The organism is Sebaldella sp. S0638, assembly GCF_024158605.1.
In the GTDB taxonomy this organism is placed as follows: Bacteria; Fusobacteriota; Fusobacteriia; order Fusobacteriales; family Leptotrichiaceae; genus Sebaldella.
The window spans coordinates 1-19,525 of sequence record NZ_JAMZGM010000028.1 but is presented as its reverse complement, the minus strand read 5'-3'; the positions used below and the strand labels follow the sequence as shown (position 1 = coordinate 19,525).

Genomic DNA, 19,525 nt, shown 5'->3' with positions numbered 1-19,525 from the left:
TATAATTTGGAATTAATTTGCTTGCACATAGTCAGGGAATAGGTTAAAATTATAAGTAGCAAAAATAAATAAAACGGAGGAAAAATGTTTACTTATATACCAAAGCAGGTTTGTGCAAAAGAGATGATTTTAGAAATAAATGAAGATATAATAGAAAATATAAAAATAACAGGAGGGTGTCCGGGGAGTTCCGTGGGGATGGCAAGACTTATTGTAGGAATGGACATACATGAAGCACTGAAAAGACTAAAAGGCGTGCCTTGCGGTTCAAGGGATACTTCATGCCCTGATCAGCTGTCACTGGCTCTGGAAGCATATTTGGATAAAGAATAAGGAGGAAAATAAAATGAAAATAGGATTTGTAGGTACTGGAAATATGGGACAGGCTATTCTTGAAGGTTTTATTGTTTCCGGAAAAGTAAAAAAGGAAGATATATTTATTTATGATCCTGATCAGACAAAATTAGACGTACTATGTGGGAAACACGGGGTAACAAGAACAGGAAGCGAGAATGAGCTTACAGAATCCTCGGATTTGATAATACTCGCAGTAAAGCCGAATATTTATGATATTGTTCTGGAAAAAATAAAAGAAAATATAGATGAAAAAAAGATAATTCTGACTATAGCAGCCGGTTACTCAGTGGAAAGAGCAGAGAAAATTATTGGAAATAATAAAAAAATAATAAGAACTATGCCGAATATGCCGGCTCAGATTTTGGAAGGAATGACAGGTGTAGTCTTTAATAATAATATAACAGAAAATGAGAAAACAAAGGTTATGGAACTGCTTTCAGGTTTTGGAGGAGCAGAAGAAATAGATGAGAAACTTATGCATGTATTCACTTCTATAAGCGGTTCAATACCTGCGGTAGTGGATATATTTATTGAAGCCTTAGCTGACGGTGCAGTGTTAAACGGTATGCCGAGAGATAAAGCGTACAGAATACTCTCTGAGGCAGTGGCAGGTTCAGCGCATATGGTAGGAAAAACAAAAAAACACCCGGGCCTTTTGAAGGATGAAGTCTGTTCTCCGGGAGGGACAACGATAGAAGCAGTAGCAGTGCTGGAAAAAGGAGGCTTTAGAGCAACATTAATAGAAGCCGTAAATAAATGTACCGAAAAATCTGTAAAATTAAGTGAGAAATAATGAAAAAATGGTATAAATTAGATGCTTTTGCTAAAACTTATTCATCGATTATCAGTGAAGGGCGCAGTACTTGCTTCCGTTTGTCAGCTGTATTAAAAGAAGATGTGGAAAAAAGTATATTGAGCAAAGCAGCAGATAATCTGCTTGAAAAATATGATTTCTTCAATGTAGAACTTAAAAAAGGTGTATTTTGGAATTATTTACAGCAGAAAAATAAAAAGTTTTCTGTTTCAAGAGAAAGGACATATCCCTGTACATATGTAAAGAAAGATAATCCTTTAAGAATACTTTACTATAAGAAAAAAATATCAATAGAGATCGCTCATTTTCTTACTGACGGAATGGGAACAATTAATTTTTTGAGGGATCTGCTTAGAGAATATCTCATTTTGAAGTATGATCTGCCGGAAAAAAAATGTGATGATGAAAAGCCGGGATATGAAAATCTTTATGAGAAATATATGAAGAAAGTAAGTAAAGAAGTTACCATAAAAAAAGCGTTTCATTTTCCCTACAAAGTTCTGGAAAAAGGCTATTACTTCGTTACTACAGGTGAAATGGAACTTAGTGAAATAAAAAGTGTTGCTAAAAAATACGGTACAAGTACAGGAAAATTTTTATTAAGTGTATATTTTAAGACGATAATAGATACCTTTAATGCATCAAAAGAAAGTATTGTTATAGGAGTGCCTGTAGATCTGAGAAAAATATTTAATAATGAAACAAACAGGAATTTTTTTATAAATATAACACCGAGTATTGATCCTACACTAGGTGAGTATACTCTTGAAGAAATAATAAAATATGTAAATACCTATTTTGAAATAAAAATAAACCAGAAAGAATTTTACAAAAGTATTTATAAAGCCATGAAGCCGAGCAGGAATAAGCTTATAGGCGTGGTTCCTTACTTTGTAAAACGTTTATTTCTGCCCTTTATATTCGATTATTACGGGGAGAGAGGTTATACTTCAGGATTTTCAAATCTGGGAGATTTTAAAATAGAGAATGAGCTGGTAAAATATATAGAAAAAATTGAATTTATACCACCGCCGAGCAAAAGATGCAAAGCTAAAATCGGAATGATAGGGTTTAACGGAAGAGTATATCTGACTTTTGGAAATCTAAGTTCAAATAACGAGCTGGAAATGAATTATTTCAGATATTTGAGAAAATTAGGGATAAAATCAAAAATTATCAGCAATTATTAGGAGAAAAAATGTATTGTGTGAAATGTGGTGTTGAATTAGAAAAGGGGAGAAAAGAATGTCCGCTCTGTAAGACAAAAGTGATGTATGAAGATCTGGAGAATGAATCCGAGGAGGAATATCCCGAGGTAAAAATAAATCTTTATAAAATGAATAAGAAAAAAATAAAAAGCAGAATATATTTTATAATGCTTACACTGACAGTTATTTCCATTCTGGAGGTATTACTCGGAAATATTACTATAAACGGGAGACTTACATGGGGATATTTTGTAATTCCTTCTATAATACTTACAAATATTGGTATTTTTATAGCAATTAACGGGTGGAATCTGAGAAAAAATCTTTTTCTGCTGAGTGCGAGTCTTGCTGTATTTCTTTTTATTCTGGATATGTATGATGAAAATATTACATGGTCTGCAAAAATAGGAATACCCATAGTAGGAAGCTTCTTTGTGCTTGGACTTATTTTTTCCAGAATAAGAAAACAAAATAAATCTAAAATAAAGATTTTTAATTATTTTTTGATATTGGTGGGGATATTTATAATTTCGATAGAGATTATCTTAAGCGGAAAAATTTCTTGGTCGCTGCTTGCATCAATACCTTTAATAGTATTTGGTTTAATGTTTAAGCATTTTTATGAAGAGTATGATGAAGAATTACAAAAAAGAATGCATTTATAAAAAATAACTTACTGGACAAATACTTAAAAGTGATATATAATTAAATATAATTTGTAAATGATTAGGAGAGTGTTATGGATATACACCATTTAAAAATATTCTTTGAGGCATGTAATGAAAAAAGCTTTACAAAAGCTGCCAAAAAGCTTTACATAAGTCAGTCGGCTGTTTCCATACAGATAAAAAAACTGGAACATACTTTGGGATTACAGCTTATAGAAAGAAATTCCAAGAACTTTAAGCTGACTTTTGCCGGAAAAGAATTATTTAAAATGTCACAGGATGTATTTGAGAGAATTTCAAGAATGGAAAATGAAATGAAAAAAATACTTCAATATAAAAAGGGAAAAATATCAATTGGTGCAACACATAATATTGGTGAACCAATACTGCCGAGAATTATGATAGAATTCAGAAAAAAATTTCCGGAAATAGAATTTGATTTATACATAAAGAATAAAGAATCTTTGGTAAAACATCTGAAAGAAGGAACAGTGGATATAGCTCTTATGGAGGAATACTTTATAGAGGATAAGGAAATAAAGGTTATAGAAACTGATGAATATCCTTTTGTGGTGGTGACTTCTGTAGATGTGGAATCTTATGAGGACTTGAAAGAAGTACCGTTATTGAAAAGAGATACGCTTCTGACAACTAAATATCTTGATTTTTTTGAAAAAATAATCGGGTTTAATCTTGAAAAGAGAATAGCTGTAAACGGAAGTATCGAAACTATGAAAAATCTTCTGAAACAAGGTCTTGGTTTTGCAATACTGCCATATTACAGTGTTTATGAAGAAGTGGAAAAAGGAATCCTAAAGACAATTCACAGTTTTGAGAAGTCAGAAGACAGATTCCAGATAGTTTTAATCAGAGAAAATGAAGATAAAGAAGGAATCAGCAAGTTTGTGGAATTTTTGAAAAATTATGAAATAATGAGTGATATAAAAAAATAGGAGGAAAACATGGATCAGATTTTGAAACAGTCATTTTTAGATGAGTATGATGTACTTGGAGCATTTATTAAGGATGAGAAAAATTTTGTAACAATGGGGAAAATAGCAACAGAATTAGCAGCTGCTTATAAAAACGGTAAAAAATCACTGATTGCAGGAAATGGCGGAAGTAACTGTGACGCAATGCACTTTGCAGAAGAATTCACAGGGAGATTCAGAAAAGAAAGACCTGCATTACCGTCAATAAGTATTTCTGATTCTTCACATATAACTTGCGTGGGAAATGATTACGGATTCGATGCAATATTTTCTAAAGGCGTAGAGGCATTCGGACAGGAAGGCGATTTCTTTTTAGGACTTTCAACTTCTGGAAATTCAAAGAATATAATTGAAGCTGTGAAAGCAGCAAAAGAAAGAGGTCTGAAAACAGTTGCTCTTCTGGGGAAAGACGGAGGACAGCTAAAAGGAATGTGTGACTACGAATTTATAATAAATGCAAAAACTTCTGACAGAGTTCAGGAAGTACATATGATGATTTTGCACGTTATAATTGAAGGAGTAGAAAGAATTTTATTCCCGGAAAATTATGTAGATTAGTATAGATTATATTTCTGCTGTATCAAAATGAAAGTTTTGGTGCAGCTTTTTTTGTATGTTCACTTTAAATTCACATAGAATGTGTATAATTAAAACATATTAAATTATAAGGTGGTTAATTATGAAAAAAGGAGTTTTAGTTTTTATCTTATTAGCAGGGATATCAACATTTATGAGTGCTTCATCGAGTTCTTTGAAGTGTAAGCTTAGCAGCAGGGAGTGTTTTATTAACGGATACAAGGTAACTGGAAGTATCCCGTCAGACTGGGAATTGGAGGATTTGCAGAAAATAGTGCAAATAATAAATGAATACCCGGGTGTTAACAGAATAGAGCTCATAGGATACACAGATACTGAGGAAATAATGGGGGATAAGGAGCTTTCTTATGTAAGGGCAGAAAATGTACATACATATATGAAGATTTTCGGATTAAGAGAAGATATAGAAGTGAATCTTTCAGGAGAGGGGAAAAATAATCCGATTATGACAAATACTACTGAAGAAGGCAGATACAGCAACAGAAGAGTAGATATAAGATTTTTTGTAAAAGAAAATTAGTAAATAAAAAGGTGTCTCAAAATTATGAAAGACACCTTTTTTAGTTAAATATTCCATTCTCCGTTTTTGAAAATAGAAATTTTTTCTCCTGATTCTGTTTCTCCTGTAATAGAAAGTTTATCATTTCCTACCATAAAATCCACATGGATAATACTGTCATTAACACCGGCTTTTTCACGTTCTTCCTTCGTCATGTTTTCACCGTTTTCTATACAGTTCGGGTAAGCACTTCCAAGGGCAAAGTGACAGCTTGCGTTTTCATCGTAAAGAGTATTGTAAAAAATACGCCCGGTTTTGTATATAGGTGAAGAAACAGGAACAATGGCTACTTCCCCGAGATATCTTGCTGCTTCATCCGAGCTTAAGAGGTTTTCAAGTGTGGCATATCCTTTTTCTGCTTCAAAGTTAACAATTTTTCCGTTTTCAAAATGAAATTTGAAATTATCAATAATGTTACCGTTATATTCCAATGGCATAGTACTGCTTAAAACACCATTGACACCATATTTGTACGGCATGCAGAAAACTTCTTCCGTAGGAATATTTGCAGCAAACAGAAGTCCTTTTGAAGTATGTTCGCACCCGCCCTGCCAGATATGATTTTTTGGCAGTTCTACAGTAAGATCTGTATTTTCTCCTTTATAATGAAGTTTTGTAAATTGTTTTTCATTCAGATAAATTTTGAATTTTTCAAGCTTTTCAAAATGTTTCATCCAAGACTGTACAGGGTCAGTGTCATTAATTCTGTTTATTTCGAAAATAGAATCCCAAAGCTTTGAAACAGCTTCTGAAGCCTCAAACTCTCTATAAACACTTTTTGCCCATGGAATACTCGGAACAGAAACAACACACCAGTTGCTGCTGCCGTTCATAACATAGTCTTTATATTCCTTAAAAGCGTTAGATCTTGTAATAGTGTCTCTTTTTATTTTTTCAGGATTGACATCTTTCAGTAATTCAGGGTCAGATACAAATACAGATAATACAGCAGCGCCGTTTTTTACAAGATCTGTATATCCGTCGGCCATCCATTGGGGAAATGTATCAAAAACACTTTCAGGTGCATGATTATAACGTATTAATGATAATTCATCATCGTACCATCTGTAGTATATTTCTTTTGCTCCAAGAAAATATGCTTCTTTTACTATTAATCTTATAAATTCTACTGCAGAAACAGGTGCAGTAATGATAAAATCCTGGTCTTTTTGTATATTAAGTCCTACTTTAGTGATTAATTTTGCATAATCATCCAGTTTTTGTTCAAAAGTCTTCATGTTATATTCCTTTCTTAATACAAATTATACTAGTATAATATCATAGAAATAAGAAAATTAGAAGAACAGGGATATGAGAAAACAGGAAAATAAGTATACTTTAGTCAACGGAAAATTAGTTAAACATAATTTTTTAATTGAAAAAATTATAAAAAGAATATATCATATAGTACAAAGAAGAATTTTAAAAAGGGGGATTTTATGAAACTGGAAAATCAGAAATTTTATAAAGAAGTTGTAGATCTGCTGAATGATGCAAGAAATAAAGTGAAAAGAACAGTGGACAGTGTAATGACTTATACTTATTATGAAGTAGGGAGACGAATAGTAGAGGAAGAGCAAAAAGGAAGAGAGCGTGCAGAGTATGGTAAACAGCTTTTAGAAAATTTGTCAAAAATATTGACAAAAGAATTTGGAAAGGGATTCTCATTCACTAATTTAACACAAATGCGAAAATTTTATTTAATATATTCAAAATTATCAATTCTTCAGACAGTGTCTGAAGAATTGGGGAATGATGGTAAAATACTGGGAGTATACAAATTTAGACTAACCTGGTCACATTATATCTTTCTGATGAGACTAGAAGAGAATGAAAGAAGTTTTTATGAAATAGAATCAGATAAAAACAATTGGAGTCTGAGAGAGTTGAAAAGACAGTACAATACAGGTTTATATGAAAGACTTATTATTAGTAAAAATAAAGATAAAGTAGAAACTTTGGCAAAAAAAGGACAGATAGTGGAAAAACCCGAAGATTTGATAAAAGATCCGTATATTCTGGATTTTTTAGGACTGGAGGAAAATTCTTTATATACTGAAAGTAATCTCGAACATAAGGTAATTGACAAGCTGGAACATTTTCTGCTGGAACTGGGAAAAGGATTCCTTTTTTCGGGAAGACAGGAGAGGTTTAGTTTTGACGAAAAACATTTTTATGTGGATTTGGTATTCTATAACAGATTACTGAAATGTTTTGTCCTGATAGATTTGAAAATAGGCGGGCTGAAACATGAGGATATCGGACAGATGCAGATGTATGTTAATTATTATGACAGGAAAATAAAAAATGAAGATGAAAATAAAACTATAGGAATAATATTATGTAAAGATAAAAGCGAATCCATAGTGGAAATGACACTTCCTGAAGAAAATACACAGATATTTGCGAGTAAATACCAGTTAATACTTCCAAGCAAAGAGGAACTGAAAAAAATAATGGAAGATTAGTGCGAATAATACGTCTTTCTGGTATATTATGTAAGAATTAAAAATTTTTTACTGAAAAAGGTGTGAGAAAATATTTGACATAAAGGGAAAAATATTATATCATAAATTTAGAAAAACAATTAAACTTCAGGGCAGGGTTAAATTCCCGACCGGTGGTAAAGTCCACGAGCTTATATTTAAGCATGAACTGGTGTAATTCCAGTACCGACAGTAAAGTCTGGATGAAAGAAGTAGATAAATAAAAAAATATATCAGTTTTTTTGATATACGATGCTCTGGATTTGATTTAGAATCCGGATTTTTTTATTTATAATAATAGTCAGGCTATTATAAAATCCAAACTGTTGCTTATGTTTTTCAAAAAACTATCAGGAGGAATAGAAAATGAAAAGACTAGAAGGAAAGTTCAATGGAAAAGATTTAAGGGTAGGAATTGTAGCAGGAAGATTTAACGAGTTCATAACATCCAAATTAGTAGAAGGAGCTGTGGATGGTCTGACAAGACATGAAACAAGTATAGAAAATATAGAAACAGCATGGGTTCCGGGAGCTTTTGAAATACCGCTTATAGCTAAAAAAATGGCAAAATCAAAAAAATATGATGTGGTAATTACATTAGGAGCTGTAATAAAAGGCTCTACACCACATTTTGATTATGTAAGTGCAGAAGTTTCAAAAGGTGTGGCACATGTATCTTTGGATAGTGAAATTCCTGTTATATTTGGTGTGCTTACTACAAACAGCATAGAGGAAGCTATAGAAAGAGCAGGGACAAAAGCAGGGAACAAAGGTTTTGAAGCAGCAATGTCAGCAATAGAAATGGTAAATTTAATAAAACAGATTGAAAACTAAGACTTTGTAAAAGATATCAGGGAAGATTGATGATTTTAACCGTGAATATCTGGTAATATAAAATCAGATCAAGTTACCGGAAGGAAGTATATGGATAAAAAGTATATGGAAATGGCCCTTAAAATTGCTGAAAAAGGACTGGGACATGTAAATCCGAATCCTTTGGTAGGGGCAGTTGTAGTAAAAAACGGTGTGGTAGTGGGAAGAGGCTACCATGGTGTATACGGCGGGCCTCATGCGGAGGTTTATGCTCTGGATGAAGCCGGGAAAGAAGCAGAGGGAGCAGATATATATGTGACTTTGGAGCCTTGTTCCCATTATGGGAAAACACCTCCCTGTGCAAAAAAAATAATAGAATCAGGAATAAAAAGATGTTTTGTAGGTTCAATAGATCCGAATCCTCTCGTTTCCGGCAAAGGTATAGAAATACTGCGGGAGAATAATATAGAGGTGTACACAGGTGTAATGGAAGAAGAATGCAATAGTATTAACAGAGCTTTTTTAAAATATATAAAAGAGGGGGTACCATATTTATTTCTAAAATGTGCTATAACACTGGACGGAAAAATAGCAGCCCGAAATGGTGATTCCAAGTGGATAAGTAATGAAGCTGCAAGAGAGAAAGTACAGTTTTACAGAAATAAATTTATGGGACTAATGGTAGGGATAGGGACAGTGCTAAATGATAATCCGAGACTAACAGCGAGAATAGAAAACGGTGTTGATCCTCTGAGAATTATAGTAGATCCTCATTTGAAAATAAGTCAGGATTTTACTATAATAAAAGAAAATCATGATAAAAAAACTATAGTTATAACTTCGGAAAATAATATGAGTAAAGCAAAATATAAAGAATTAAAAAATAATTTCGGAGTAAAATTTATAACACTTCCCGATTATGAATTTTCTGTTTTGGATATTCTGAAAAAACTGGGTGAACACAAAATAGATTCTGTTTTGCTTGAAGGCGGGGAAAAACTTATTTCACAGGCTTTTAGAGAAAAAGTAATTGATGCCGGAGAGATTTTTATTTCGGATAAAATTTTGGGAGACAGCAGCGGAAAAAGTTTTATAAGTGGTTTTTCAACAGAGAAAATAAGTGATTCAATAATACTCAAAAATATAAAATATAATTTATATAATAATAACATAGGTGTGGAATTTGAATTATAGAAAATATTACAGAAAGGAGTGGTTGTTATTTTTACTGGATTAATTGAAGAAATAGGAAAAATATCAGATATAAAAAATAAAAGCCAAGGCCTTAAAATAAAGATAGAAGCAGATAAAGTTATTGAAAATGTGAATATAGGAGACAGCATAGCAGTAAACGGAGTTTGTCTTACAGTAACAGAATATTCAAAAAATTCATTTACGGCAGATGCTATGTATGAGACAATAAACAGGTCAAATTTGAAAAGACTGCGACCCGGCGACAGAGTAAACCTCGAAAAATCACTGACTCTCTCAAAACCTTTGGGAGGACATCTGGTAACAGGTGATGTAGAATGTGAAGGCGAGATTATGTCAGTAGAGGTAAACGGAATAGCCAGACATTATAAAATAAAAATGGATAAAAAGTATATGAAGTATGTAGTGGAAAAAGGAAGAATTACGCTGGACGGAGCAAGTCTTACAGTTATTGATGCAGAAAATGATACTTTCAGTGTATCTTTGATACCGCATACAATTGAAAATATTATACTGGGAAGCAAAAAAAGCGGAGATCTGGTTAACATAGAAACTGATCTGTTTGCAAAGTATGTAGAAAAAATACTAAATTCAGAAAAGGAAACAGGTCTTACACAGGAATTTTTGAGCAAAAATGGTTTTTAGAGAGGAGAAATAACATGTTTAACACTATAGATGAAGCTCTTGAGGACATAAAAAAAGGCAGACCAATTATTATTGTGGATGATGAAAACAGGGAAAATGAAGGAGATCTTTTTATTCCCGCAGAAACAATAAGTGAAGAAGTAGTAAATTTTATGGTAAAAGAAGCAAGAGGACTTATGTGCGTGCCGCTTATAAAGGAAAGAGCCGACAGACTGGGGCTTTATTATATGGCAGAGAAAAATACAGATAATCACGGAACAGCATTTACAGTATCAGTAGATTCATTTGAAAATACTACTACGGGAATTTCTGTACAGGACAGACTTGCCACAATTAAAGATCTTGCAGATAATTCCAAAGGAGAAAATGACTTTAGAAAGCCGGGACATATATTTCCTCTGATAGCTAAGGAAAATGGTGTTCTTGAACGAAAGGGACATACCGAAGCAGCTGTGGATATATGCAGAATAGCCGGATTTCAGGAAGTCGGAGTAATAATAGAAATATTAAAAGATGACGGAACAATGGCAAGAAGAGATGATTTATTGAAATTTGCAGAGGAAAATAATCTAAAAATAATAACAATTGAAGATTTGATATTATACAGAAAAATAAATGAAAAACTGGTTCAAAAAGAGGTAACTGCAAATCTTCCCACTAAGTACGGGAACTTTAAGATAGCTGCTTATAATGACAAAATAGAGAATAAAGAATATGTCGTTATGATAAAAGGTGATATAAAAGGAAAAGAGAGAGTAAGTACAAGACTTCATTCCGAATGTCTCACGGGAGATGTATTTGGTTCGAAAAGATGTGACTGCGGGGAACAGCTTGAAAGGGCATTGAGAGAGCTTGAAGAAAAAGGCGAAGGGCTGCTTATCTACCTTAGACAGGAAGGACGCGGAATAGGACTTATAAACAAACTAAAAGCCTATAATCTTCAGGATGAAGGATATGATACTATTGAAGCTAACCATCAGTTAGGATTCGGAGATGATATGAGGGATTATGCAGTAGCAGCACAGATAATAAAAGATCTGGATATAAAATCAGTTTCGATTATGACAAATAATCCTAAAAAAATAAACGGACTTGAAAAATACGGAATAAAAGTATCAGACAGGGAAGAACTGGAAATAAAATCCAATGATACAGACAGAGATTATTTGAGAACTAAAAAATATAAAATGGGACATATTTTAAAACAGGAATTATAAAAAAATGCAAAGAAAAAATCCTTTAATTAAGCACGTAAACATATCATATAAATAAGAAGACTACCTGGCTTTCTGAAATTTTATTTCAGATTTACCGGGTAGTTTCAATATTTTGAGTTATTTGAAAATTAGGTTACTATATTAATTTTTCCAGCTCAGAGAGCATTTCTTCACGATTATCAGATCCGAAATAATTGATACCGAGAACTTCAAATCCTCTAAATACAAATGTTATTGAAAAAATAGAATCCATAGCTGATTTTATACCGCTTTTTTCGTAGTATTCCACTGTTGCACCCATAGGTGAAAAAGTAGAGATAGTTTTTCCTGCCATTAATTTGTTCATACTTCCGTCTTTATTATAGCTGTATGCAAAATTCTGTGAAAGAACCCTGTCAATATAGCCTTTCATTAAAGCAGGCATTGATGATGAATAAATCGGGAATATAAGAATAATATTATCTGCATTTCTTATGTATTCTTGTTCTATCTTTATATCATCGCTGTAATTTCCCTGAAAAGCAGAAGATATATCATTTTCCGTGATTACAGGATCGAATTTCAATGCATAAAGATCTCTTACTTCTACATTTTCATTTCTTTTTGTTAAAATTTCTGTCAGTCCGTTTTTTATTTTATTGCTGCAGCTGTCTGTAACAGGTGAGCAGCAAATGATTAAATTATTTTTCAAAAATAAACACCCTTTCTTATGTGAGATAAAAGCTGTATCTGAAATAGTCCTTAAGGCAGATCATTTTCTTTTTCAGCTTTTAAAACTATGTTGAGTAATTCTTTTTCGACTTCTTTATTATATACTCCTGTACGGTAGTTATACCGTAATTCACTGGAATCTTCATTGTTTTTTATTCTTTCCCATACAAAATTCGGGAGCTCCAGATAAACAAGATGTGCTTTACCGTTCACATATGAAAACATACTTGGTATTCTGGCTTCTTTAGATAACGAAGCGAGTAATTCCAAATTATCTTTTCTTGATAAATACGTTACATGTATAAAAGGATTAAGTTCCGCGAATTTCTCCATAAAAGGAACAAATGCTCTGCAATCAGGACAATACGGCTCTGCAAAAATAAGAAAAGATATTTTTTTGCTTACATTTTTGATCTTTTCTGCTGCGTCCCCGCTAAGTAATATTTTATCCATAATTTTTAATTGTTTTGCTTTGTCTGTTTCATCAGAATAGTCTAAATATTCACTAAAATCATTCATATATAATCACCTCATTAGACATATTATAAACTAAAATGAAAAAAAATGAAAGTACTTCAAGGAGAAGCGGTTAAAAAAATTTCATTTCTAAGTTTTCACGCGGGAAAAAATGTGGTAAAATAAAAATAATTTGGTTAAACAAAAATTATAATTAATATATTGGTAAATTTTTGGAAACCAGATGAGAACCAGATAAGTAAAAATAAGAGGAGAGACGAAAATGTGAAAAGTAAGACAGGTTAGAATATGATTATAAAAAAATTCACGGGAGAAAATAAATTATGAATAAAATATTGTTGAAATACCTGGGGAAAAGACCTGAAATTTACGAAGTAACAGGACTGAAATTTTGGGATGACCCTCATATATCCAAAGGAATGCTTACGGCACATCTGAATCCGGAACTGGAAAGTGCTACAAGAAAATATGATTTTATAGAAAAATCTGTTAGCTGGATAGAGGAGCTGGCAAATGGCGGAACAGGAAAAAAACTTTTGGATCTTGGCTGTGGTCCGGGTATTTATGCGGAATTGTTCGCAAAAAAAGGATTTGATGTAACAGGTCTGGATATTTCAGAACGTTCGATAAATTATGCAAAGGAAAATACCCTAAAAAACAGGAGTAATATAGAGTATAATGTGAAAAGCTACTTGGAAATGGATTATTCAGAAGAATTTGACGTTGTGACACTGATTTATTGTGATTTTGGAGTGCTGAATCCCGAAGATAGGGAAATACTTCTGAAAAAAATATATAAGGCTTTGAAACCAGAGGGAATACTGATATTTGATGTTTTTTCAAAAGAAGAATATAAAGCAAAAGAGGAAACTGCAAACTGGTCATATAATGACAGAGGATACTGGAGTGAAAATCCATATGTATGCCTGTATTCATTTTACCGGTATGATGAAACCGCGATTTTCCTTGAACAGTATGTGGTAATAGAGGAAGAAAGCATAAAATGCTATAATTTGTGGAATCATGCATTTTCAATAGAAGAACTAAGGCAGGATCTCAAAAAAGCGGGATTCGATAAGTGTAGTTTTTATGGAGATGTTTCAGGAAAAGATTATACAGAAGAGAATAATATAATATGCACTGCAGCTTATAAATAACAAAAAATAAATATGAAAAGTGAGCTTGATTCAGTATTACCATACTGTTCAAGCTTACTTTTTTGTTAGCTTATATTATTTTATAAAATTAAATATAAAATATTATATGAGGAAAACAAATAAATTAAAAAAGTTTCTTTTTCCCGTAAATTATGATAGAATAAAGGAAAAACAAGAGGTGAGCTCAAAATGTACAGGGCAGTTGTAACAGATCTTGACGGTACTTTACTAAACAATGAAAAGGAAGTTTCGGAATTTTCAAAAGATGTAATTAACAAAATCAGGGAAAAAGGAATAAAGTTCTTTATAGCAACGGGAAGATCATATCCGGATACAAAAAGAATAATGGAAACAATCGGGATAAAAGTTCCGTTGATTACATCAAACGGTGCAAGAATAAATGATGAAAACGGTGAAACAATATACGCTAATGATCTGGAAAAAAAATATGCTAGAAAAATTCTGGAAATGGATTATAAAAAATACGGAGAAGAAATATTTCTGAATCTGTATTCTGATAATGTATGGTATATTACTGAAGAGATGACAATGGATCCTTTTAAGGACTTGAAACATTTTCTTCCTCATAAAATAGAAGTGGAAGAGGCAAAACAGATGTCAGTTTCAAAGTTCTTTTTCATAGGGGAACATGAGCATTTGATGAGACTGGAAAAAGAATTATTTTTACTGACTGACGGTAATGTAAATATAGCGATGGTTACTCCGGAATGTCTGGAAGTATTTGATATAGAGGTTCATAAAGGTAATGCAATAAAAATTCTGATGAAAAAGGAAAAAATTAAAATGTCAGAAGTTGTTGCTTTTGGTGATGGTTTTAATGATTATGAAATGTTGAAAATGGTAGGAAAAGGATATGTTATGGGGAATGCACTGTATCAGCTGAAAGAAGCACTTCCTGATCATGAAATAATAGGCAGCTGTGATTCTGATGCAGAGGCAAAAAAACTAATTGAATTATTTTTATAGAGGTGGTGGAGATGGCTAAAAAAGCATTGGTTGTTGATGATACATCTTATATCAGATCTGATATAAGGGAGATACTGGAAAGAAACGGATTTGAGGTAATGGAAGCTGAGAATGGTGCAGAAGCAGTAGAGTTATATAAAGAAAACAGACCGGATCTGGTAACGATGGATATAAACATGCCGAAAATTCACGGATTACGAGCTACACAGATGATTACGAATTTTGATCCGAATGCTAATATCATAATCTGCAGTACAATGGTAGCATTATCAAACTATGTTAAACTAGGAAAAGAAGCAGGAGCAAAGGCTTTTTTATCAAAACCTTTTTCTGAAAGTGAACTCTTAAAAGAAATAAAAAGATTAAATATATAACAAAAAGACCTTATAATTAAATAGGTCTTTTTATTATTATAAATTTTGAAAGCGGTGATATTATGGATTTTACTATGAATATGGAAAAAACAATGGGGAGACTAAAAAACGGAGCCTTTCTAAGTGTCAGATCAGGGACTAAGGTAAATACAATGACTATAGGATGGGGATATATAGGGATAATGTGGAATAAGCCATATTTTATGGTTTTGGTGAGACCGCAGAGATATACAAACGAACTTTTGGGAGAGGCGGAAGATTTCACAGTAAGTATTCCTTTTGGAAATGATCTGAACAAAGAACTGGGGATATGCGGTACAAAATCAGGAAGAGATATAGATAAATCGGAAACAGTGGAATTTATCCCGTCAAAAGTGACAAAATCACCTGTGATAAAAGGCTGTGACATGTATTATGAATGCAAAATAAAGTTTAAGCAGCTTATGAATGGTGACGAATTTCCAGAAGATGTAAAGAGTGCCAGTTATCCTTTAAAAGATTATCACTATATGTATTTCGGGGAAATAGTAGAATGTTATGAAGGTGAATAAATATAAGAGATGTATGGTGCAAAGGGAATGTTTATTGATTTTAAAATAATTGATAAATTTTATATTATAAAATATTAAATTAGATCTGTTGAATATATTGGCAAATATAATCTTGAAGATAAAATAGAGATAAAAATAAAGTATATGTTCATCTGATAAAAGTTATTATTTTAAAAAGGTTCTGAAATATTGAGAAAGAGCCTTTTTTTATTTAATAAAATTAAAAATAAAAACAAATGGATAAGTATTTCCATATGAAAAAGTAGCAGGAGATAATTACATGATTAAAGTTTCTGATTATAGTCATGACAGTGGAGCAATAAGCAATGTAAGTATTGAAATAGCTAAATTATAGCTTGTGAATTAAGTAGAGGAAAAATAAAAAGGACTGAACCTTATATACAGGGATCAGTCCTTTTATGATATATTTTCCAGATATTCCTGTTAGAAAAATAGTTATATTTCTGACAGATATCTCTGTGATTTGTTATTCAAAATTTTAGAATTAATAAACAAGTGTTCTAATATCATACGGCAGATAATAGAGCGGTTTTACAGAATTTTTCTTTAAAAATTCTATTTCATTCATAGCTTTAGGTATGTCCAGCAGAGTAACCTGAGCTGTTATGTATCCTGAAAGTCTTTGGAGAATTTTGTTATAATCTTCATTTACAAAAACTTCTTCCACACTGTAACTTTGTAATTTAAGGTCTTTTGCCATAGTTTGTATTGTATCGTCTAGTGAGCCGATCTGGTCAACAAGTCCTATTTCTTTTGCCTCATCACCAAGCCATACCTTGCCTTGTGCATACTCTTCAATCTTGTCGGCTGATATACCTCTGTTTTTCTGAACTCTTGACTTAAATTCATTATAAGTCTCTAACATGCTTGTACGTAATCTTTCTGCGCTTTCGTCGCTTAAATCCACAAAAGGATCATATAAATCAGAGAATTTTCCTTTTGTAATACTGCTGCTGTCTATTCCCAAATTACCGGCAGCCTTCTGTACTTTTGGGATGGCACTTACCACACCAATAGAGCCTGTAATTGTACTTTTATCAGCAAAAACCTTGTCTCCTGCCATAGCTATATAATAACCGCCCGAAGCTGCAGTACTTCCCATTGAAACATAAACAGGGACAGGTAGTTCCGAGAACATCTGGTAGATAAGTTCAGCACTCAGTGCAGAACCACCGGGAGAATTTACTCTTAATACTACACCTTTAAGATTATCTACTTTTTTCAGCTGTTTTATCTTTTCTGCAATATTAGCCGGTGTAATAGCAATGTTATTTCCTGTATTTTCATCATACATAATAGGGCCTTCAGCGTAAATAACAGCTATTTTATCCTTTTTCTGCGGTGTACGGACTTTATCAGCATAATCATAGATGTCGATGACATTATCGTCAGTTACTCCCAATCTTTGGAAAAGCTGCCCGGAATATTCAAGTTTGTCGATGAATCCTCTGTCTCTCGCATTAAACGGAGTAAGGAAAGAATCGTCACCATTCAGAATATCAGCAGAAAGTTTATTTTTTTCAACTTTTCTTGCTTTAGAAATATTTTCTGTGAATATATTAAGCCTTCTGTCCAAAATTCTTGTCAGCTCACCTTTCAGTTCATCAGATATAGAAGTTCTGGTATAATTTTCCCCGTATGACTTAAAGTCACCGATATGAATAACCTTAATATCAATTCCAAGCTTATCAAAAAGATTTTTATAATAAAGGCTTGAATAATGATAACCTGTGATAGACAGGTCGGCAGATGCTGACGGTACCATGCTAATTTCATTTGCATTTATAGCCAGCGAGTATTTATTGTTATCAATGTAGCTTCCATATGCATATATCTTTTTCCCGCTCTTTTTTATCTTTTCAAATTTCGGGATGAGTTCCTCTATCTGTGCAGAATTCAGTGAAATCTGATCAAGATTAATAATAACACCTTTTACTTTGGGATCCTGTGCAATATGGTCCACAGAGTTAAGTATTTTATAAAAATTTACATTATATTTGGAATTTACAAAAAGTCTGTTATTTAATTTATCCTCTGTGGGATCATAAGGATTAAACACAACATATTCATAATTCTTATTTACGGTATTTTTTTGCTCAAGCATTTTCCCCATTGAAGCAGCGAAAACAAGAATGATGATTGTAAAAACAACTATTGCTAACAGCAATTTTAAAAAAAAAGAGTATATCTCTTTTATTGTGAAAATGAAAAAACTTTTTATGAAATCAAAGAATTTCATGTTACACCTCCTGAGTGTAAAGTATAACATTTATAGGGTAATTTATCAATGGAAAAAATTAAAAAAGGGCAGTGCCTGAAAATAAATTTGACTTGTTTTTCGGATCATATTAAAATCAATATATCAAAAATAAAATATATAAAAAAAATAAGAATATAATAATGATAACAGGAGAAAATATGAAAATGCAGATAAAAGAAACAGAGCTTGAAAAAGTATGGGAATTAAGACACGAAGTCATGTATCCTGAAAAAGATACAGAGTATGTAAAACTGGCAGATGATGAAAACGGGATACATCTGGGTTTTTATATAAATAATAAATTAGTATCAGTAATATCTTTATTTACAGAAGAGGACAGTATTCAGTTCAGAAAATTTGCCACTCTTAAGGATGAACAGGGAAAAGGCTACGGTACAATACTTCTTAATGAGGTAATTGACTATGCAGAAAGAAATGATATAAAAAAAATATGGTGTAATTCAAGAATAGAAAAAACAGGATTTTATGAAAAATTTGGTTTTATAAAGACAGATAAAAAATATGAAAAAGATGGAAGAGAGTTTATTATAGTAGAGAAAATATCGTCAGTTTTATAGTTACTGTTGGTAAGACAGCAGTTTTAGTAATTTATATTTTCCTTTAAAAATAGAAAAACAGACTTTACCAGTTTTATAAATTGGCTCAAAGTCTGTTTTTCGTTATGAATCTTATTTTGCAGTTATTTTTATTTCAACTCTTCTGTTTTGTGCACGTCCGTCAGCTGTAGAGTTCGAAGCTATCGGCTGTTTACTTCCGTAACCTGCAGCAGTTATTCTGCTAGAAGCAATACCTTGCTGTTTCAGATAACTGGCAACACTGTTTGCTCTGTTTACTGAAAGAGGATTATTTATAGCATCATTCCCTGTACTGTCTGTGTGTCCTGAAACTGTGATGTTAGAGTCAGGGTATTCTTTTAATACAGATGCAATAGAGTCAAGCGTATTAGTAAACTTTGAAGAAATAGTACTGCTGTTTGTAGCAAATGTAACATTTTCCGGAGCCGTTAATTTTATTTCACCTTCGGCAGTTCTTGTTACTTCTACTCCAGTTCCTTTTAGATCTTCTCTTAATTTAGCTTCCTGTTTATCAAATATATTACCAATAACTGCACCTACCGCAGCACCAGCAGCGGTACCTATTACAGTTCCTTTAGTGTCTTTACCTATAATCTGACCCAGTACAGCCCCTGCAGCAGCACCTGCACCTATAGTAGTTTTACTGGCTTGTGTTTTCCCTGTCTCAGGATTAGTCGTTGTACAAGACACGATTATAAGGCTTAACGCTAAAGTCATTATAAACTTATTTTTCATTGTATTACCTCCCTTGTATAATATGTTTGTAGTTAAAAAAGCTAAATTAACTACTTAAAATCTTTGTTACTTTATGTAATAATTATTT

Annotated in this window: 22 protein-coding genes and 1 riboswitch; of the genes, 17 read left to right on the top strand and 5 right to left on the bottom strand. The window is 32.3% G+C overall.

What is annotated here, in order from left to right:
• Positions 1-84: 84 nt before the first annotated feature.
• The 7 genes from NK213_RS09400 to NK213_RS09370 all read left to right on the top strand — a co-directional run bounded on the left by NK213_RS09400 (position 85) and on the right by NK213_RS09370 (position 5,156).
• Complete coding sequence (locus tag NK213_RS09400; protein ID WP_253348697.1) at positions 85-333, top strand: TIGR03905 family TSCPD domain-containing protein; 249 nt, start codon at positions 85-87, stop codon at positions 331-333.
• 13 nt (positions 334-346) lie between these two features.
• Positions 347-1,150: a pyrroline-5-carboxylate reductase gene (gene proC / locus NK213_RS09395; protein ID WP_253348696.1), complete on the top strand. Its 804-nt coding sequence runs from the start codon at positions 347-349 to the stop codon at positions 1,148-1,150.
• Positions 1,150-2,361 (top strand): alcohol acetyltransferase, encoded by a 1,212-nt coding sequence (locus NK213_RS09390; RefSeq protein WP_253348695.1) that lies wholly within the window; start codon positions 1,150-1,152, stop codon positions 2,359-2,361. The genes proC and NK213_RS09390 overlap by 1 nt, the downstream gene beginning before the upstream one ends.
• 8 nt (positions 2,362-2,369) lie before the next feature.
• A complete protein-coding gene (locus NK213_RS09385; protein ID WP_253348694.1) occupies positions 2,370-3,044 on the top strand; it encodes a DUF6320 domain-containing protein in 675 nt (224 codons plus the stop codon).
• Positions 3,045-3,118: 74 nt separating this feature from the next.
• The gene (locus NK213_RS09380) at positions 3,119-4,000 is read left to right on the top strand and encodes a LysR family transcriptional regulator (RefSeq protein WP_012862223.1); all 882 of its coding nucleotides are present in this window, start codon (positions 3,119-3,121) and stop codon (positions 3,998-4,000) included.
• 9 nt (positions 4,001-4,009) lie between these two features.
• Positions 4,010-4,597, top strand: a complete 588-nt coding sequence (gene gmhA, locus NK213_RS09375; protein ID WP_253348693.1) for a D-sedoheptulose 7-phosphate isomerase — start codon at positions 4,010-4,012, stop codon at positions 4,595-4,597.
• A gap of 121 nt (positions 4,598-4,718) precedes the next feature.
• Entirely contained in the window at positions 4,719-5,156 is a 438-nt protein-coding gene (locus tag NK213_RS09370; RefSeq protein ID WP_253348692.1) for an OmpA family protein, read from the top strand.
• Between the two features lie 44 nt (positions 5,157-5,200).
• Here NK213_RS09370 and NK213_RS09365 read toward each other — a convergent pair whose 3' ends face one another.
• A complete protein-coding gene (locus NK213_RS09365; protein WP_253348691.1) occupies positions 5,201-6,433 on the bottom strand; it encodes an aminopeptidase in 1,233 nt (410 codons plus the stop codon).
• 201 nt (positions 6,434-6,634) lie between these two features.
• Here NK213_RS09365 and NK213_RS09360 point away from each other — a divergent pair, with 201 nt between their 5' ends.
• The 5 genes from NK213_RS09360 to NK213_RS09340 all read left to right on the top strand — a co-directional run bounded on the left by NK213_RS09360 (position 6,635) and on the right by NK213_RS09340 (position 11,568).
• A complete protein-coding gene (locus tag NK213_RS09360; RefSeq protein ID WP_253348690.1) occupies positions 6,635-7,663 on the top strand; it encodes a YhcG family protein in 1,029 nt (342 codons plus the stop codon).
• A gap of 118 nt (positions 7,664-7,781) precedes the next feature.
• Positions 7,782-7,900, top strand: a riboswitch (FMN riboswitch).
• A gap of 147 nt (positions 7,901-8,047) precedes the next feature.
• Positions 8,048-8,515: a 6,7-dimethyl-8-ribityllumazine synthase gene (ribE, locus tag NK213_RS09355; RefSeq protein ID WP_253348689.1), complete on the top strand. Its 468-nt coding sequence runs from the start codon at positions 8,048-8,050 to the stop codon at positions 8,513-8,515.
• A gap of 90 nt (positions 8,516-8,605) precedes the next feature.
• Complete coding sequence (ribD, locus tag NK213_RS09350) at positions 8,606-9,688, top strand: bifunctional diaminohydroxyphosphoribosylaminopyrimidine deaminase/5-amino-6-(5-phosphoribosylamino)uracil reductase RibD (protein ID WP_253348688.1); 1,083 nt, start codon at positions 8,606-8,608, stop codon at positions 9,686-9,688.
• A gap of 27 nt (positions 9,689-9,715) precedes the next feature.
• Positions 9,716-10,351 carry a riboflavin synthase gene (locus NK213_RS09345; RefSeq protein WP_253348721.1) on the top strand — a complete coding sequence of 212 codons (636 nt, stop codon included), beginning with the start codon at positions 9,716-9,718 and terminating at the stop codon, positions 10,349-10,351.
• Positions 10,352-10,365: 14 nt separating this feature from the next.
• A complete protein-coding gene (locus tag NK213_RS09340; protein ID WP_253348687.1) occupies positions 10,366-11,568 on the top strand; it encodes a bifunctional 3,4-dihydroxy-2-butanone-4-phosphate synthase/GTP cyclohydrolase II in 1,203 nt (400 codons plus the stop codon).
• 136 nt (positions 11,569-11,704) lie between these two features.
• On the opposite strand, the gene NK213_RS09335 is transcribed toward NK213_RS09340, so the two are convergent.
• Together NK213_RS09335 and NK213_RS09330 are read right to left on the bottom strand one after the other, a co-directional pair.
• Positions 11,705-12,259 (bottom strand): NAD(P)H-dependent oxidoreductase, encoded by a 555-nt coding sequence (locus NK213_RS09335; protein WP_253348686.1) that lies wholly within the window; start codon positions 12,257-12,259, stop codon positions 11,705-11,707.
• Positions 12,260-12,309: 50 nt separating this feature from the next.
• Positions 12,310-12,798 carry a thioredoxin family protein gene (locus tag NK213_RS09330; protein ID WP_253348685.1) on the bottom strand — a complete coding sequence of 163 codons (489 nt, stop codon included), beginning with the start codon at positions 12,796-12,798 and terminating at the stop codon, positions 12,310-12,312.
• 281 nt (positions 12,799-13,079) lie between these two features.
• On the opposite strand from NK213_RS09330, the gene NK213_RS09325 reads away from it, so the two are divergent.
• The 4 genes from NK213_RS09325 (at position 13,080) to NK213_RS09310 (ending at position 15,825) form a co-directional block, all read left to right on the top strand.
• The gene (locus NK213_RS09325) at positions 13,080-13,913 is read left to right on the top strand and encodes a bifunctional 2-polyprenyl-6-hydroxyphenol methylase/3-demethylubiquinol 3-O-methyltransferase UbiG (protein WP_253348684.1); all 834 of its coding nucleotides are present in this window, start codon (positions 13,080-13,082) and stop codon (positions 13,911-13,913) included.
• A gap of 189 nt (positions 13,914-14,102) precedes the next feature.
• A complete protein-coding gene (locus tag NK213_RS09320; RefSeq protein ID WP_253348683.1) occupies positions 14,103-14,900 on the top strand; it encodes a Cof-type HAD-IIB family hydrolase in 798 nt (265 codons plus the stop codon).
• Positions 14,901-14,911: 11 nt separating this feature from the next.
• On the top strand, positions 14,912-15,274 hold the full coding sequence (locus NK213_RS09315; protein ID WP_253348682.1) for a response regulator: 363 nt from the start codon (positions 14,912-14,914) through the stop codon (positions 15,272-15,274).
• Between the two features lie 62 nt (positions 15,275-15,336).
• Positions 15,337-15,825 (top strand): flavin reductase family protein, encoded by a 489-nt coding sequence (locus NK213_RS09310; RefSeq protein WP_253348681.1) that lies wholly within the window; start codon positions 15,337-15,339, stop codon positions 15,823-15,825.
• 505 nt (positions 15,826-16,330) lie between these two features.
• Here NK213_RS09310 and sppA read toward each other — a convergent pair.
• Complete coding sequence (gene sppA / locus NK213_RS09305) at positions 16,331-18,085, bottom strand: signal peptide peptidase SppA (RefSeq protein ID WP_253348680.1); 1,755 nt, start codon at positions 18,083-18,085, stop codon at positions 16,331-16,333.
• 179 nt (positions 18,086-18,264) lie between these two features.
• On the opposite strand from sppA, the gene NK213_RS09300 reads away from it, so the two are divergent.
• The gene (locus tag NK213_RS09300; protein ID WP_253348679.1) at positions 18,265-18,684 is read left to right on the top strand and encodes a GNAT family N-acetyltransferase; all 420 of its coding nucleotides are present in this window, start codon (positions 18,265-18,267) and stop codon (positions 18,682-18,684) included.
• A gap of 111 nt (positions 18,685-18,795) precedes the next feature.
• Here NK213_RS09300 and NK213_RS09295 read toward each other — a convergent pair whose 3' ends face one another.
• The gene (locus tag NK213_RS09295) at positions 18,796-19,437 is read right to left on the bottom strand and encodes an OmpA family protein (RefSeq protein WP_253348678.1); all 642 of its coding nucleotides are present in this window, start codon (positions 19,435-19,437) and stop codon (positions 18,796-18,798) included.
• Positions 19,438-19,525 lie beyond the last annotated feature (88 nt).